At 61.2% G+C, this 15,346-nt stretch carries 19 protein-coding genes; 9 read left to right on the top strand and 10 right to left on the bottom strand.

Annotated elements, in window-relative coordinates; translation table 11 throughout:
- The first annotated feature begins 239 nt into the window (after positions 1-239).
- The 4 genes from ftsY (at position 240) to rpoH (ending at position 4,323) form a co-directional block, all read left to right on the top strand.
- Complete coding sequence (gene ftsY, locus K7431_RS05785; RefSeq protein WP_015886358.1) at positions 240-1,649, top strand: signal recognition particle-docking protein FtsY; 1,410 nt, start codon at positions 240-242, stop codon at positions 1,647-1,649.
- A complete protein-coding gene (gene ftsE, locus K7431_RS05780; protein ID WP_003234627.1) occupies positions 1,646-2,317 on the top strand; it encodes a cell division ATP-binding protein FtsE in 672 nt (223 codons plus the stop codon). The genes ftsY and ftsE overlap by 4 nt, the downstream gene beginning before the upstream one ends.
- On the top strand, positions 2,314-3,339 hold the full coding sequence (ftsX, locus tag K7431_RS05775) for a permease-like cell division protein FtsX (protein WP_015886357.1): 1,026 nt from the start codon (positions 2,314-2,316) through the stop codon (positions 3,337-3,339). Before ftsE ends, ftsX begins: the two co-directional genes overlap by 4 nt.
- Before the next feature lie 129 nt (positions 3,340-3,468).
- Positions 3,469-4,323: an RNA polymerase sigma factor RpoH gene (gene rpoH / locus K7431_RS05770; RefSeq protein ID WP_003176698.1), complete on the top strand. Its 855-nt coding sequence runs from the start codon at positions 3,469-3,471 to the stop codon at positions 4,321-4,323.
- 128 nt (positions 4,324-4,451) lie between these two features.
- Here the strand turns inward: rpoH and mtgA are convergent, their stop codons facing one another.
- Positions 4,452-5,174, bottom strand: a complete 723-nt coding sequence (gene mtgA, locus K7431_RS05765; RefSeq protein ID WP_015886356.1) for a monofunctional biosynthetic peptidoglycan transglycosylase — start codon at positions 5,172-5,174, stop codon at positions 4,452-4,454.
- 74 nt (positions 5,175-5,248) lie between these two features.
- On the opposite strand from mtgA, the gene K7431_RS05760 reads away from it, so the two are divergent.
- The 4 genes from K7431_RS05760 (at position 5,249) to trmB (ending at position 7,480) form a co-directional block, all read left to right on the top strand.
- A complete protein-coding gene (locus K7431_RS05760) occupies positions 5,249-5,626 on the top strand; it encodes a DUF423 domain-containing protein (RefSeq protein WP_015886355.1) in 378 nt (125 codons plus the stop codon).
- A gap of 71 nt (positions 5,627-5,697) precedes the next feature.
- Complete coding sequence (gene thiS, locus K7431_RS05755; RefSeq protein WP_015886354.1) at positions 5,698-5,898, top strand: sulfur carrier protein ThiS; 201 nt, start codon at positions 5,698-5,700, stop codon at positions 5,896-5,898.
- Between the two features lie 52 nt (positions 5,899-5,950).
- On the top strand, positions 5,951-6,745 hold the full coding sequence (locus K7431_RS05750) for a thiazole synthase (protein ID WP_015886353.1): 795 nt from the start codon (positions 5,951-5,953) through the stop codon (positions 6,743-6,745).
- Between the two features lie 9 nt (positions 6,746-6,754).
- Entirely contained in the window at positions 6,755-7,480 is a 726-nt protein-coding gene (gene trmB / locus K7431_RS05745) for a tRNA (guanosine(46)-N7)-methyltransferase TrmB (RefSeq protein WP_015886352.1), read from the top strand.
- A 142-nt stretch (positions 7,481-7,622) separates the two neighbouring features.
- On the opposite strand, the gene K7431_RS05740 is transcribed toward trmB, so the two are convergent.
- From K7431_RS05740 to K7431_RS05700, 9 genes are all read right to left on the bottom strand, one after another.
- Entirely contained in the window at positions 7,623-7,946 is a 324-nt protein-coding gene (locus K7431_RS05740; RefSeq protein WP_015886351.1) for a DUF3392 domain-containing protein, read from the bottom strand.
- 17 nt (positions 7,947-7,963) lie between these two features.
- Complete coding sequence (gene hemW, locus K7431_RS05735; protein WP_043206038.1) at positions 7,964-9,166, bottom strand: radical SAM family heme chaperone HemW; 1,203 nt, start codon at positions 9,164-9,166, stop codon at positions 7,964-7,966.
- Positions 9,163-9,759 carry an RdgB/HAM1 family non-canonical purine NTP pyrophosphatase gene (rdgB, locus tag K7431_RS05730; RefSeq protein WP_043206037.1) on the bottom strand — a complete coding sequence of 199 codons (597 nt, stop codon included), beginning with the start codon at positions 9,757-9,759 and terminating at the stop codon, positions 9,163-9,165. The genes hemW and rdgB overlap by 4 nt, the downstream gene beginning before the upstream one ends.
- Entirely contained in the window at positions 9,756-10,190 is a 435-nt protein-coding gene (locus K7431_RS05725) for a DUF4426 domain-containing protein (RefSeq protein WP_015886348.1), read from the bottom strand. The genes rdgB and K7431_RS05725 overlap by 4 nt, the downstream gene beginning before the upstream one ends.
- Positions 10,191-10,211: 21 nt before the next feature.
- The gene (gene metW / locus K7431_RS05720; protein ID WP_003234603.1) at positions 10,212-10,832 is read right to left on the bottom strand and encodes a methionine biosynthesis protein MetW; all 621 of its coding nucleotides are present in this window, start codon (positions 10,830-10,832) and stop codon (positions 10,212-10,214) included.
- Between the two features lie 7 nt (positions 10,833-10,839).
- Positions 10,840-11,979, bottom strand: a complete 1,140-nt coding sequence (gene metX, locus K7431_RS05715; RefSeq protein ID WP_015886347.1) for a homoserine O-succinyltransferase MetX — start codon at positions 11,977-11,979, stop codon at positions 10,840-10,842.
- Between the two features lie 135 nt (positions 11,980-12,114).
- Positions 12,115-12,705 (bottom strand): YggT family protein, encoded by a 591-nt coding sequence (locus K7431_RS05710; RefSeq protein ID WP_015886346.1) that lies wholly within the window; start codon positions 12,703-12,705, stop codon positions 12,115-12,117.
- Positions 12,706-12,714: 9 nt separating this feature from the next.
- Entirely contained in the window at positions 12,715-13,533 is an 819-nt protein-coding gene (proC, locus tag K7431_RS05705; RefSeq protein ID WP_015886345.1) for a pyrroline-5-carboxylate reductase, read from the bottom strand.
- A gap of 33 nt (positions 13,534-13,566) precedes the next feature.
- Positions 13,567-14,253: a YggS family pyridoxal phosphate-dependent enzyme gene (locus K7431_RS05700; protein WP_015886344.1), complete on the bottom strand. Its 687-nt coding sequence runs from the start codon at positions 14,251-14,253 to the stop codon at positions 13,567-13,569.
- Between the two features lie 57 nt (positions 14,254-14,310).
- On the opposite strand from K7431_RS05700, the gene K7431_RS05695 reads away from it, so the two are divergent.
- Complete coding sequence (locus K7431_RS05695; RefSeq protein WP_015886343.1) at positions 14,311-15,345, top strand: type IV pilus twitching motility protein PilT; 1,035 nt, start codon at positions 14,311-14,313, stop codon at positions 15,343-15,345.
- Position 15,346: the final 1 nt, after the last annotated feature.

The raw sequence follows: 15,346 nt of genomic DNA, 5'->3' as shown, positions 1-15,346 counted from the left end.
TCATCTTGTCCCGAATCCGGTCGTAGGAATGTTGGGATAGATGGAGGGTTTCCCCGATGATCTTCCACTTTTCGCCGATTTTGTCGCTTCAGTCCTATATTGAGTCGATTTGTTGAGGCCTTTATTTACGCCTTACAAAATGTTGCGCATGAACAAGCGGGCGTTAAAGCAGTCTGTTCTGCATCGAATTTATTTACCGAGGCGCCCTGGCGCATCGCTACCTTGAGATAGCCGTCTCCATGTTTGGTTCCAACGACGACAAGAAGACCCCAGCCCCGGCTGGCGAGAAAAAAGGCCTGTTCGGATGGCTGCGCAAAAAGCCGCAGGAAACCGTTGACGAACAACCGCAGGTTCAAGCCGAACCGATCCCCGAGCCTATAGTAGAAGCCGAACCGGTCGCCGAAACCCCTGCGCCGGTGGTATTGCCGATGGCTGAGCCGGTATTGCAGCCGGTCGCCGAGGCGGAGCCGGAACCTGAGCCGGAACCCGAGCACAAGCCATGGCTGGAACTGCCGGTGGCTGAAGAGCCCGTGGCACTGGTTGAAGATGTGCAGGCCGAGCATGTGGTTCCACCGATTCCGGTGATCGTTGAGCCGCAGCCGGTTATCGTTGAAGCACCAGCACCAGCACCAGCACCAGCACCAGCACCCGTGGCGGTCGAGCCATTGGTTGCCGCTCCTGCGGTCATCGAGCAACCCGTTGCCCCTGTTGAAACCAGCAAAGCCGGCTTTTTCTCCCGCCTCAAGCAAGGCCTGAGCAAGACCAGCGCCAGTATCGGCGAAGGCATGGCCAGCCTGTTCCTGGGTAAAAAGGTCATCGATGACGAATTGCTGGAAGACATCGAAACCCGCCTGCTCACCGCCGATGTGGGTGTCGAAGCCACCGCCGTGATCATCCAGAGCCTCACCCAGAAGGTCGCGCGCAAGCAACTGACCGACGCCGACGCGCTGTACAAATCCCTGCAGGCCGAGCTGGCCGCCATGCTCAAGCCGGTGGAAGCGCCGCTGGTGATCACCCCGAAAAAGCCGTTTGTGATCCTGGTGGTGGGCGTTAACGGCGCCGGCAAGACCACCACCATCGGCAAGCTGGCCAAAAAGCTGCAGTCCGAAGGCAAGAAGGTGATGCTGGCGGCGGGCGATACGTTCCGTGCCGCAGCGGTTGAACAGCTGCAGGTCTGGGGCGAGCGCAACAAGATCCCGGTCATCGCCCAGCACACCGGCGCCGATTCCGCCTCGGTGATCTTCGATGCGGTGCAGGCCGCCAAAGCACGGAACATCGATGTGCTGATCGCCGATACCGCCGGTCGCCTGCACACCAAAGACAATTTGATGGAAGAGCTGAAAAAAGTCCGTCGCGTGATCGGCAAGCTCGACGCAGACGCGCCGCACGAGGTTCTGTTGGTGCTGGATGCCGGTACCGGCCAGAACGCCATCAGCCAGGCCAAACAATTCAACCAGACGGTCCAACTGACCGGCCTGGCATTGACTAAGCTCGACGGCACGGCCAAGGGCGGCGTGATCTTCGCCCTGGCCAAACAGTTCGGGTTGCCGATTCGTTATATCGGTGTCGGTGAAGGCATTGATGACCTGCGCACCTTTGAAGCCGAACCCTTTGTACAGGCACTCTTTGCCGAGCGGGAGCGTTCATGATTCGATTCGAACAGGTCGGTAAACGCTATGCCAACGGGCATGTCGGCTTGCATGAGCTGAGCTTTCGAGTGCGTCGCGGTGAATTTCTGTTTGTCACCGGCCACTCCGGCGCCGGTAAAAGTACGTTGCTGCGCCTGCTGTTGGCCATGGAGCGCCCGACCACCGGCAAACTGCTGCTGGCCGGCCAGGACCTGGCAACCATCAGCAATGCGCAAATCCCGTTCCTGCGCCGCCAGATCGGCGTGGTGTTCCAGAATCACCAGTTGCTGTTCGATCGCACCGTGTTCAACAACGTGGCGCTGCCGTTGCAGATCCTCGGGCTGTCCAAGGCTGAGATCGTCAAGCGCGTGGATTCGGCCCTGGAGCGCGTGGCGCTGTCGGACAAGACCGATCTCTACCCTGGCGACCTCTCCACCGGTCAGCAACAGCGCGTCGGCATCGCCCGCGCCATCGTCCACCGCCCGGCCCTGCTGCTGGCGGACGAACCCACCGGTAACCTCGACCCGCGCCTGGCGGCCGAGATCATGGGGGTGTTCGAAGACATCAATCGCTTGGGCACCAGCGTGCTGATCGCCAGTCACGACCTGGCGCTGATCGCACGCATGCGCCATCGCATGCTGACCCTGCAACGCGGCCGCCTGATCGGCGACGGGGAGGCCGGCGTATGAGTGCAACACGCAGCCCTAAAGTCTCCGAGCGCGTGGCGCCGAAACCGGCCGACCCGCAACCGCAGAAGAAAAAACACGATCACGATGACGACGGTCCGGACTTCGGCACCTTGCTGCGCGCCTGGATCGAAAGCCATCGCGCCAGCCTGCTCGACAGCCTGCGCCGCCTGGGCAAACAGCCGATCGGCAGCTTTTTCACCTGCCTGGTGATGGCGGTGGCCCTGAGCCTGCCGATGGGCCTGTCGCTGCTGCTTAATAATGTGGAGCGCCTGGGCGGCTCCTGGCAGCGCGCGGCGCAGATTTCGCTGTACTTGAACATCGACGCCAGCGCTAAAGACGGCGAGTCCTTGCGCGATGACATCAAGAACCTGCCCGGCGTGGCGGATGCCGAGTACATCAGCCGCGATCAGGCGCTGGAAGAGTTCCAGCAACAATCCGGCCTGGGCGAGGCGCTCAAGGAGTTGCCGCAGAACCCGCTGCCGGGCGTGGTGCTGGTGACGCCGAATGAAGTCGACAAGCCGGCGCTGGAGGCCCTGCGACAAAAGCTCGCAGAGATGCCGAAGGTGCAGCAGGCACAACTTGATCTAGTCTGGGTAGAGCGCCTGGCGGCGATCCTCAAGCTCGGCGACCGGTTTGTGTTCGGCCTGACGGTGCTGTTGGTGTCTGCATTACTTTTGGTGATAGGTAATACCATTCGTCTTCATATTGAAAACCGTCGCACAGAGATAGAAGTGATTAAACTGGTCGGCGGCACGGACAGCTATGTGCGTCGTCCATTTCTGTACATGGGCGCGCTTTATGGCTTCGGTGCGGGGATTTTGTCCTGGGGGGTGCTGGCATTTGGCCTGGACTGGCTGAACGACGCGGTGGTCGGGCTGGCCGGACTCTACGGCAGCGATTTCGCGCTGGCCGGTGTGCCGGTAGCCGATGGTCTTAGTCTCTTGCTTGGCGCGGTATTGTTGGGGTATATCGGTGCTTGGATTGCGGTCGCTCGGCATTTACGTGAGCTGGCACCGAAGTAGTTAATGTCAGATTAATGTGGTTTCGTTTGTATTGACCGTATCAGTGGTTTAGGGAACTTGTCCTACGGTTCCCGGTCAATTTTCGCAGTGCTGAACTGCACGAGTTATGTGAGTCGGAGGTTTTTTCGTATGACCACTTCTTTGCAACCTGCTTATGCCTTGGTCCCGGGTGCGAACCTGGAAGCCTATGTGCACACGGTCAACAGCATTCCATTGCTGACGCCCGAGCAGGAGCGTGAACTGGCCGAGAGTCTCTACTATGAGCAGGATTTGGGGGCGGCTCGGCAGATGGTGCTCGCCCACCTGCGTTTTGTCGTACATATCGCCCGTAGCTATAGCGGCTACGGCTTGGCCCAGGCTGACCTGATCCAGGAAGGCAACGTTGGCCTGATGAAGGCGGTAAAGCGCTTCAACCCTGAGATGGGTGTGCGCCTGGTGTCGTTTGCCGTGCACTGGATCAAGGCGGAAATCCACGAGTTCATCCTGCGCAACTGGCGCATTGTGAAAGTCGCGACCACCAAGGCCCAGCGCAAGTTGTTCTTCAACCTGCGCAGCCAGAAAAAACGCCTGGCGTGGCTGAACAACGAAGAAGTCCATCGCGTGGCCGAAAGCCTGGGCGTGGAGCCGCGTGAAGTGCGCGAGATGGAAAGCCGCCTGACCGGCCATGACATGGCCTTCGACCCGGCCGCCGAAGCGGACGACGACAGCGCCTTCCAATCGCCTGCCAACTACCTGGAAGACCACCGGTACGACCCGGCGCGTCAACTGGAGGATGCGGACTGGAGTGACAACTCCAACCATAACCTGCACGAAGCGCTGGAAGTGCTGGACGACCGCAGCCGTGACATCCTCTACCAGCGCTGGCTGGCGGAAGAAAAAGCCACGCTGCACGACCTGGCACAGAAGTACAACGTGTCGGCCGAGCGGATTCGTCAGCTTGAGAAAAGCGCGATGAATAAGCTGAAGTTGTCGATCGCCGCCTAACACGCGACGCGGTCAATAAAAATGTGGGAGGGGGCTTGCCCCCGATTGCAGTGGGTCAGCTACAAATAAGCTGACTGATCCACCGCTATCGGGGGCAAGCCCCCTCCCACATTTGTTTTTGTGTTGGTTCAGTCGGACCAAGGGGCTTTGCGGGCGTTATTCAACTCAACCAGATATCCATCACCACCCAGCTGGCTCATCTGCTGCCGAATCCACGCCGCGCGCCTTGCCACATACGCCGTCGGATGACTGGCACTCCACACCCGAGGGTTCGGCAACACCGCGGCCAAATAGCTTGCCTGCTGCCGCGATAACCCTTTGGCACTCACCCCAAAGTGATGCCGCGCCGCTGCTTCCGCGCCGAAGACGCCTTCATCCCACTCCACGCTGTTGAGGTACACCTCAAGAATCCGCTGCTTGGGCCACAACACCTCGATCAGCCCGGTAAACCAAGCCTCCAGGCCTTTGCGCAAATAACTGCGGCCGGCCCACAGGAACAGGTTTTTCGACACCTGCTGGCTCAACGTGCTGGCGCCGCGTATCGAACCACCGCGCTCGTTGTGCTGGATAGCCGCCTGGATCGCGCCGAAATCAAAGCCCCAGTGCTGCGGGAAACGCTGGTCTTCACCGGCCATCACCGCCACTTTGAGGTCATCGGAGATCTCGTCCCACGGCACCCAGCTGCGCTGCAGGTCAATGGGTTCGCCGTCGAACCAGGATTCGACCTTGCGCTCCACCATCAGCGCGGTGAAGGGCGGCGGGACGACGCGAAACAGCAGTACCAACAGCACACTGGCGATGGCAAACCATTTAACGACATTGAGAAAGCGTTTGAAGAGGAGACGCAGCATAGAGATGGCTTGGCCGAACCCGTTGAGCGGGCCATTATACAGACCCTGCCCGATGAGTCTGACTGGAGTTCCTGATGCTGCGTAGCTTTCTAATGCTGGCTGCCTTTTTTGGCTTCACCGGTGTGGCCCTTGGCGCGTTCGCCGCCCATGGCCTGAAAAACCGCTTGAGCGCCGAGTACCTGGCGATCTTCCATACCGGGGTGACCTACCAACTGGTACATACCTTGGCGCTGTTCGGCGTAGCGCTGCTGGCCGCGCATATTCCTGGTCGGTTGGTCAGCTGGGCGGGCATCTCCTTTACTGTCGGCATCCTGTTGTTCTCCGGCAGCTTGTATGTGCTGACGATGACGGGCATCAGCAAGCTGGGCATCATCACGCCATTTGGCGGGTTGGCGTTCTTGCTGGGCTGGTTTTTCCTGGGGCTGGCTGCCTGGCGCTTGCAGGCGATCTGACCGAGGGACTTGGGTCATCAACCTTGATCGGGCTAGAATGCGGGCCCCTAAAAACGATGGCGGCCCGTGGCATGCGCATTCAGTTGAACGGCGAATCCTTTGAACTGCCCGACGGTGAAACCGTTGCGGCCCTGCTGACCCGCCTGGACCTCACCGGGCGTCGCGTCGCAGTGGAACTCAACCTGGATATCGTCCCGCGTAGCCTGCACGCCGAGACCGCGCTCACCGAAGGTGACCAGGTCGAAGTGGTCCACGCCATCGGCGGCGGCTGATCGCGCAGCTTCCTGAATTCTGCAGAACCTCACCCCATTTCGAGGATTTCCCATGAGCATCGTTCGTAGCGACAAGCCCTTCGTCCTGGCCGGTCGTACCTACCAGTCCCGTCTGCTGGTCGGCACCGGCAAGTACCGCGACATGGAAGAAACCCGCCTGGCCATCGAAGCCTCGGGCGCCGAGATCGTCACCTTCGCCGTGCGCCGCACCAACCTCGGCCAGATCGAAGGCGAGCCGAACCTGCTCGAAGTGCTGTCGCCGGATCGCTACACCTTCCTGCCGAACACCGCCGGTTGCTACGACGCCATCGAAGCCGTGCGCACCTGCCGCCTGGCCCGTGAGCTGCTCGACGGCCACAACCTGGTGAAGCTGGAAGTGCTGGCCGACCAAAAGACCCTGTTCCCCAACGTGATCGAAACCCTCAAGGCCGCTGAAACCCTGGTCAAGGAAGGCTTCGACGTGATGGTCTACACCAGCGATGACCCGATCATCGCGCGGCAACTGGCGGAAATCGGCTGTATTGCCGTGATGCCGCTGGCCGGCCTGATCGGTTCCGGCCTGGGTATCTGCAATCCGTACAACCTGCAGATCATCCTCGAAGAAGCCAAGATCCCGGTGCTGGTGGATGCGGGTGTGGGCACGGCCTCCGACGCGACCATCGCCATGGAGCTGGGCTGCGACGCAGTGCTGATGAACTCGGCCATCGCCCATGCCCAGCAACCGATCATGATGGCCGAAGCCATGAACCACGCCATCGTCGCGGGCCGCCTGGCCTACCTCGCCGGTCGCATGCCGAAAAAACTCTACGCCAGCGCCTCTTCGCCGCTGGATGGTCTGATCAAGTAAGAGCCATTGATGACTGAATCAAACGAAACGCCGAACACCCCGGAAGCAGGCGACGAGTCCAAGCACCGCCGCATCAAGAGTTTTGTGATGCGCGCCGGTCGCATGACCGAAGGCCAGCAAAAGGGCCTGGAGCAAGGTACGCCCCTGTTCGTGTTGCCCTTAGCCGACGCGCCGGTGGACTACGACCAAGTGTTCGGCCGTTCGGCCCCGCGTTCCCTGGAAATCGGCTTCGGCATGGGCCACTCCCTGCTGGAAATGGCGGCCGCCGCGCCGGACCAGGACTTCATCGGCGTGGAGGTCCACCGCCCCGGTGTTGGCGCGCTGCTCAATGGTGTGTTGACCCAAGGGTTGACCAACCTGCGGGTCTACGACTGCGACGCGATCGAAGTGCTCAACCGCTGCATCGCCGACAATAGCCTCGACCGCCTGATGCTGTTCTTCCCGGACCCATGGCACAAAGCCCGCCACCACAAGCGCCGCATCGTCCAGGCCTCCTTCGCGGAGCTGGTACGCAGCAAGCTCAAGGTTGGCGGCATCCTGCACATGGCCACCGACTGGGAACCCTACGCGGAATACATGCTGGAAGTGATGAACGTCGCCCCCGGCTATCGCAACCTGGCGGAAGACGGCAAATGCGTGCCACGCCCGGCTGAACGCCCGATCACCAAGTTCGAACGCCGTGGCGAGCGGTTGGGGCATGGGGTGTGGGATCTGAAGTTCGAGAAGTTGGCGTAACTCACCATTAGCTTGAAATGCAATCAAATGTGGGAGGGGGCTTGCCCCCGATAGCGGAGTGTCAGTCACCACAAACAGTGACTGGTCCACCGCCATCGGGGGCAAGCCCCCTCCCACATTTGTATCGACGTTTTGCTCAGGATCAGCGGCGGTCGGCGACTACACCGATCAGTACCAGTACCACGATCAACACCGGCGCCAGGCTGTAGTTATTGAACTGGCTCAACCCCCGTACAATCCACGGCGTGGCGTAGATCAACGCCGCGCCGCTGCCGATCATGCACACCAACGCCATTAACGGGACGCGCAATGCGCCTGCGATGCTGCCCAAGCGCGCTTCCACCCAGCCTTTGATATCGGCGCCAAACAGCACCAGCAGGCAGCCGACGAGGGCCAGGGAGATTTCCGACAGGTTGCTACGGCTCCAACGGGATACGGTGGCGAGCAGGTCGAGTACCAAATCCATTCGATTTCCTTAGAGCGTCAGCTCAAAAACTTCTGCAACAGGTCATTGAGAAAGAGTTGCCCGCGGTCGGTCGCCGCCAGGCGTGACGGTTCGACCTGCATTAAGCCACTTTGTTCTGCCTCGCGGCGGCCTTCATCCAGGCTCGACAACGCCAGCCCGGTGCGCTCAGCGTAGAGCTTCGCTTCGACGCCTTCGGTCAGGCGCAAGGCGTTCATCAGGAATTCGAACGGCAGTTCCTCGTTAGTCAGTTCTTTCGCGCCGGCCTGGAAGCTTTTGGCCGGGTTGAGGTAGTCCTTCGGTGCTCGGGTCTTCCAGGTACGTACAATGCGCCCGTCGGGGTGGCTGAGTTTGCCGTGGGCACCGGCGCCGATGCCAATGAAGTCACCGAAGCTCCAGTAGTTGAGGTTATGCCGCGCCGGGCGGCCCGGTTGGGCATAAGCCGACACTTCATATTGCGCATAACCGTGTTCGGCGAGCAGTGCCTGGCCGGCTTCCTGGATATCCCACAAGGTGTCGTCCTCCGGCAGCGCGGGCGGCTGGTTCCAGAACACGGTGTTGGGTTCCAGGGTCAGCTGGTACCAGGACAAGTGCGTTGGCTTCAGCGCGATGGCCTGGCGCAGGTCGCTCAAAGCGTCTTCCAGGGACTGATCGGGCAAACCGTGCATCAAGTCCAGGTTGAAGTTATCGAACCCGGCCTGGCGTGCCATACCGGCAGCGCGTACGGCTTCATCGCCGTTATGAATACGGCCCAGAGCCTCAAGCTTTTGCTGCTGGAAGCTCTGGATACCGATGGACAGGCGATTGATCCCCAGCTTGCGGTACGCCACGAACTTTTCCTGCTCGAACGTCCCGGGGTTGGCTTCCAGAGTGATCTCGATATCACTGGCGAACGGGATGCGCGCTTCCACACCCTTGAGCAAACGGCCCAACGCTGCGGCGCTGAACAGGCTCGGCGTACCGCCACCAAAAAAGATCGAGCTCAGTTCGCGACCGTAAACCGCGTGCAGGTCCTGATCGAGGTCGGCCAACAGGGCGTCCACGTACTCTTCTTCCGGCAGCACTTTACTGGCGGTGTGGGAGTTGAAGTCGCAATAGGGGCATTTGCGCACGCACCACGGGATATGGATATACAGCGCCAGAGGCGGCAGCACAGGCAAGGCCGCCCGAAGTGTTTGCGCGCCACCGTGGATCAGTGGCTGCGCAGAGGTGTTCTGGGTCATTTCAGGCTCAGGCGTTGGCGCAGCAAATCCATTGCGCGAGCACGGTGGCTGATCTGGTTCTTGTCGGCCGGGCTCAGTTCGGCGCTGGAAACGTTACGTTCCGGCACCCAGAACAGCGGGTCATAGCCAAAACCGTGCTCACCACTGGCCGCGTGCAGGATGCGCCCGTGCCACAGGCCTTCGCACAAGATCGGCAGCGGGTCATCGGCATGCCGCACCAAGGCCAGCACGCAGACGAACTGTGCGCCGCGCTCGGCGTCGGGCACGCCCTTGAGCGCATCCAGCAGCTTGGCGTTGTTGGCGGCGTCGCCCTTGCCATCGGCGTAGCGTGCCGAGTAGATGCCCGGCGCACCGCCGAGGAAGTCCACCGCCAGGCCCGAGTCGTCCGCCAGCGCTGGCAGGCCGGAGATACGCGCAGCATTGCGCGCCTTGAGGATGGCGTTCTCGACGAACGACAGGCCGGTCTCTTCCGGCTCCACCTGGCTGAACTCGCCGATCGAGCGCAACTGCACGGAGTCGCCGAGCATGGCTTGCAGTTCTTTAAGCTTGCCGGCGTTATGGCTGGCCAGTACGAGTTGGGTAAGGTTCATCATTCCGCCGGAAACAGTTCCTGGTTGAATTGGAAGCTATGGGCTTTGCCGCCGGTTTCAACGTTGATGGTAAAGGTCTTGTATTCGCGCTGGGTCACGGCATAGGGCGCGAGATAATTGATGCCACCTTTTTCGTTGATTTGCTTGAAGGTGAGGATCTCGCTTTTGCCACCCAAATCCTTGATGGTGCCCGTCACTTGCGCGGCCACCGGGGTCACGCCCTTGATCACGGTCACGTTGATCAAACCCTTCTCCTTGCTGCGCACCACGCCGACTTTCTGGGCGGTTTCCGGTTGCAGGAAGCTGGAGGTGAACGTGTTGTAGTGAACGGTGATATCGCCGAAGTCTTTCTTGCGATTAGCGTCGATAGCGTCCGCGGCCATGGCGCTGGCACCCAGGCATGCGGTCAATAGAAAAACAGCCAAACGACTCATGATCGTCCCTCTTGAAAATGATTAGACGGCAATCTTGTGGTCCGTGAGGCCAGGACTGCTGACCCGATAAATACCGATTTCGCCCAACAGATTGGGCCATAGCTTACTCGCCCAGCCGTGGCGATGCTGTTGATCGACGGCAAGGCGGTTGATCACCTTGGCTTCACGCTCGCCACACAGGGCTTCGAAATCTTCGAAGGTGCAAAAGTGGATGTTCGGCGTGTTGTACCAGGTGTACGGCAGGAAGTCCGACACCGGCATGCGGCCCTTGGTGGCCAGGTACCAGCGGCAGCGCCAATGCCCGAAGTTGGGGAAGGTGATGATGCACTGGCGACCTACGCGCAGCATCTCGTCGAGGATGCGGTCCGGGTAGTGCACCGCCTGCAGGGCCTGGGTCATCACCACGATATCGAAGCTGTTGCTGGCAAAGTTGCCCAGGCCCTTGTCCAGGTCCTGCTCTATCACGTTGATGCCCTTGGCCACGCACTGGGCGATGTTGTCCGGGTCGTTTTCCAGGCCGTAGCCGGTGACTTGCTTGTGGTCGCGCAGCCAGCTCAGCAGTTCGCCATCGCCGCAGCCAAGGTCGAGCACGCGGCTGCCGGCGGGGATCCAGTCTTGGATGATGTCCAGGTCGGCTCTCATGGCGTTCTCACAAAGTTATGCGGTTCATGTAATTGCTGAAGGCCTGCAAGTAGCGTGGGATCGGGATCAGGAAGGCGTCGTGGCCTTGCGGTGCATCGATCTCCAGGTAGCAGACGTCCTTGCGCGCAGCCATCAGTGCATCCACCAGCTCGCGGGAGCGCGCCGGCGAGAAGCGCCAGTCGGTGGTGAATGACATCACGCAGAACTTGGCCGTGGCGCCTTCGAAGGTTTTCGCCAGGTCGTCATCAAAGTTGGCGGCTGGGTCGAAGTAGTCCAACGCCTTGGTCATCAGCAAATAGGTGTTGGCGTCGAAACGCCCCGAGAACTCCTCACCCTGATAACGCAGGTAGCTTTCTACCTGGAACTCGACGCTGTGGAAGTCGTAGTTGAGCTTCTCGCTCTTGAGGCCACGGCCGAATTTCTCGCCCATGGAGTCATCGGACAGGTAAGTGATGTGCCCGACCATCCGCGCCAGCATCAGGCCGCGCTTGGGGATCACACCGGCTTCCTGGAACGAACCACCGTGGAACTCAGGGTCGGTCAGGATCGCCTGGCGCGCCACTTCGTTGAAGGCGATGTTCTGCGCCGACAATTTAGGGGCCGAGGCGATGGCCAGGCAATGGCGCACGCGATCGGGGTAAGTGATGGTCCATTGCAGCGCTTGCATGCCGCCCAGGCTGCCGCCGATCACGGCGGCCCATTGGTCGATGCCCAGCAGGTCGGCCAGGCGCGCCTGGCTGTGCACCCAGTCTTCCACGGTGAGCACCGGGAAGTCTGCGCCGAACGGCTTGCCGTTCTCAGGGTTGAGGCTGCTCGGGCCGGTGGAGCCGTTGCAGCCGCCGAGGTTGTTCAGGCTGACCACAAAGAACTTGTTCGTGTCGATGGGCTTGCCGGGGCCGATGCAACTGTCCCACCAACCGGGTTTGCGCTCGTCGACCGAGTGGAAGCCGGCAGCGTGGTGATGGCCGGACAGGGCGTGGCAGATCAGCACGGCGTTGCTCGCCGTGGCATTCAGTTGGCCGTAGGTTTCATAGATCAGGTCGTAGGCAGGCAGCGAACGGCCGCAGGCCAGGGCCAGCGGTTCGCTGAAGTGCGCCATTTGGGGCACGACCAGTCCAACAGAATCGGGGGGAAAGGCAGTTGGCATCGACCCTGCTCTCGTTTAAATGAGGCGTAAGTCTAAAGAGCGCGAACCCCAGCGGCAAGCAAAGGCCTGCGCGGATTGAATTCAGTGTGCAGTTCGAAAATGTGGGAGCAGGCTTGCTCCCACATTTGATCCGCGTTAGATCAGCAAACGCAGAATGTCCGGCATCATGGTCATCGCCGCCAGGTTGTTGATCACCAGCATATCCAGCAACTTGAGCACCATGAATGCCAGGATCGGCGAGATATCCAGGCCGCCCAGGTTCGGCAGCAGCTTGCGGAACGGCGCCAGGGCCGGTTCGCAGATCTGGTTCACCAGCTCGGCGCCAGGGTTGTGGCTACCCGGCGCGACCCAGGACAGGATCACGCTGATGATCAAGGCGAAGAAAAAGATCTTCAGGAACAGCGCGGTCACGCCGATGATCGCCCAGATCAGCAACTGTACGAAATTGCCGGTGGTGCCGTAGGTCAGCAGCAGGGTCAGCGCCATCAAGGCCAACTGCACCAGGATCGCCAGCACCAGCGACGACATGTCCAGGCCGAACAGGCTCGGGATGATCCGACGCAACGGCTTGAGCAGCGGCTGGGTGGCCTTGACGATGAACTGGCAGAGCGGGTTGTAGAAGTTCGCGCGTACCAGTTGCAGCACAAAGCGCATCAGTACGATCAGCAGGTACAGGCTGCCGAGGGTTTGCAGCACGTAGACGGCTGCGGTGTTCAAACCAATCATGTTGGCTCCTTATTTGCCCAGTTGTTCGGCGAGTTCCGCCGAGCGGTGCGCAGCGGCACTCAATGCTTTTTCCACCAGGGCTTCAAAGCCCCCGGCCTGGAACGACTCGATGGCCGCCTGTGTGGTGCCGCCGGGGGAGGTCACGCGACGGCGCAACTCGGCCGCGTCCACATCGCTGGCAACCGCCATGTGCGCGGCGCCCAAGGCGGTCTGCTCGGCCAGTTGCTCGGCAACGTCCTTGGACAGTCCCAGCTTCACCCCGGCGGCGGTCATGGCTTCGATCAACAGGAAGAAATACGCCGGGCCGCTGCCGGACACGGCGGTGACCGCGTCCAGCTGCTGCTCGTGTTCCAACCACAGGGCGGTGCCCACGGCGGACAGCAGCGCTTGCGCCTGGTTGCGTTGTTCGGCGCTCACTTCGGCGGTGGCGTACAAGCCGCTCACGCCTTGGCTGACCAGCGCTGGGGTGTTGGGCATGCAGCGTACGATCGGCTGGGCGCCCAGCCAGTTATTCATGCTGGCGCAGGTAATGCCGGCGGCGATGGACACCACCAGTTGCTGCGGTTGCAGGCTCGGGCGCAGGCTTTCGCACACGGCCTTCATGGCCTGCGGCTTCACCGCCAGCACGATCACATCGACGCCACGGATGGCCTCGGCGTTGTCGGCAAAGGTTTCAATACCGTGCTCGGCGCTGACGCGGGCACGGGTGTCGGCGCCGGGGTCGCTGGCGCGGATCTGCGCGGCGCCCAGGCCCTTGGCCCGCAGGCCACCGATCAGGCTGGCCGCCATGTTACCGGCGCCGATAAAGGCAATACGCGTGTTGCTCATGACAGGTCCTTACTCAGATGGAAGTCAGCCATTTCATGGCTGGCCGTAGTCGCGGGCGCCAAACAGGGCGGTACCGATCCGCACCCAGGTGGCGCCTTGGGCGATGGCCGACTCAAGGTCGTGGCTCATGCCCATGGAAAGTGTGTCGAGCGGCAGGTTCAGGCTGTTTTGCAGGTCGCGTACAGCGGCAAACGCTGCATCTTGCGCGGCGCGATCTTCAGTCGGCTCAGGAATCGCCATCAGGCCACGCAACTTCAGGCGCGGCAGGGCGCTGATCGCATTGGCCAGGTCCGGCAGGTCGGCGGGCGTACAGCCGGACTTGCTGGCTTCGCCACTGACGTTGACCTGGATGCAGATGTTCAGCGGTGGCAGGTCGGCCGGGCGTTGTTCGGACAGGCGTTGTGCAATTTTGAGGCGGTCCACGGAATGCACCCAAGCGAAGTTCTCGGCGATAGCGCGCGTCTTGTTCGATTGAATGGGGCCGATGAAGTGCCAACTCAAGGGCAGGTCGGTTAATTCGGCCTGTTTGCCCAAGGCTTCCTGCAGATAGTTCTCGCCAAAGTCGCGCATTCCGGCGGCATAGGCTTCGCGCACGGCTGGCGCGGGTTTGGTCTTGCTCACGGCCAGCAGGTGGATGCTGCTTGCGTCACGTTGCACGGCGTCGGCTGCGGCGCGGATGCGCTGGCTAACCTGGCCGATGTTGTCTGCTATCGTCGACATTCAAGATGCGCCCGTGGATATGGAGTCCGCGGCATTCTACTGGAAATGGAAAGCCCTATGGATATCACTGAATTGCTGGCGGCCAGCGTAAGCCGTGGCGCCTCCGACCTGCATCTGTCGGCCGGCCTGGCGCCGATGTTGCGGGTGGATGGCGAGGTGTGGCCGTTGGATTGGCCGGTACTCTCACCCCGGCAAGTGGCGGACTTATTGAGCCCGTTGCTCAATCAGCACCAGCAAAAGGATTTCGAAACATCTCTTGAAACGGATTTTGCGTTCGAACTGCCTGGCGTGGCGCGCTTCCGGGCCAATGTGTTCACGCAGGACCGTGGCATGGGGGCGGTGTTTCGCACGATTCCCAGCGAGGTGCAGAGCCTGGAAAGCCTTGGCCTTGGCGAAGTGTTCCGGCGTATCGCCCTGCTGCCACGAGGCTTGGTGCTGGTGACCGGCCCGACCGGCTCGGGCAAGTCCACCACCCTGGCGGCGATGATCGATTTTCTCAATCAGCATCGGCGCCAGCACATCCTCACTCTCGAAGACCCTATCGAGTTTATCCACACGCCCAAGACCGCCCTGATCAACCAGCGCCAGGTGCACCGTGACACTCACAGTTTTTCCACCGCCCTGCGCTCGGCGCTGCGTGAAGACCCGGACGTAATCCTGGTAGGCGAATTGCGCGACTTGGAAACCATTCGCCTGGCGCTGACAGCGGCTGAGACCGGGCATCTGGTATTTGGCACCCTGCACACCACGTCTGCGGCAAAGACCGTAGACCGGCTGGTGGACGTGTTCCCGGCGGGGGAAAAGGCCATGGTCCGCTCGATGCTGTCGGAGTCGTTGCAGGCGGTGGTGTCCCAGGTCCTGGTGAAGAAGGTCGGCGGCGGGCGCGTGGCGGCCCATGAAATCATGCTGGGCACGCCGGCCATCCGCAATCTGATCCGCGAGGACAAGGTGGCGCAGATGGTCTCAGCGATCCAGACCGGTGGGGCGTTGGGGATGAAGACGTTGGATATGAGCTTGAAGGCGCTGGTCGGGGAGGGGGTGATCAGTCGTGAAGACGCACGGGAGAAGGCGAGGGTGCCAGCAGATATATGAG

This window comes from Pseudomonas fluorescens group sp. (assembly GCF_020093335.1).
Lineage (GTDB): Bacteria > Pseudomonadota > Gammaproteobacteria > Pseudomonadales > Pseudomonadaceae > Aquipseudomonas > Aquipseudomonas petroselini.
The sequence above is the reverse complement of the archived record's forward strand: the minus strand, read 5'-3'. Positions and strand labels throughout refer to the sequence as shown.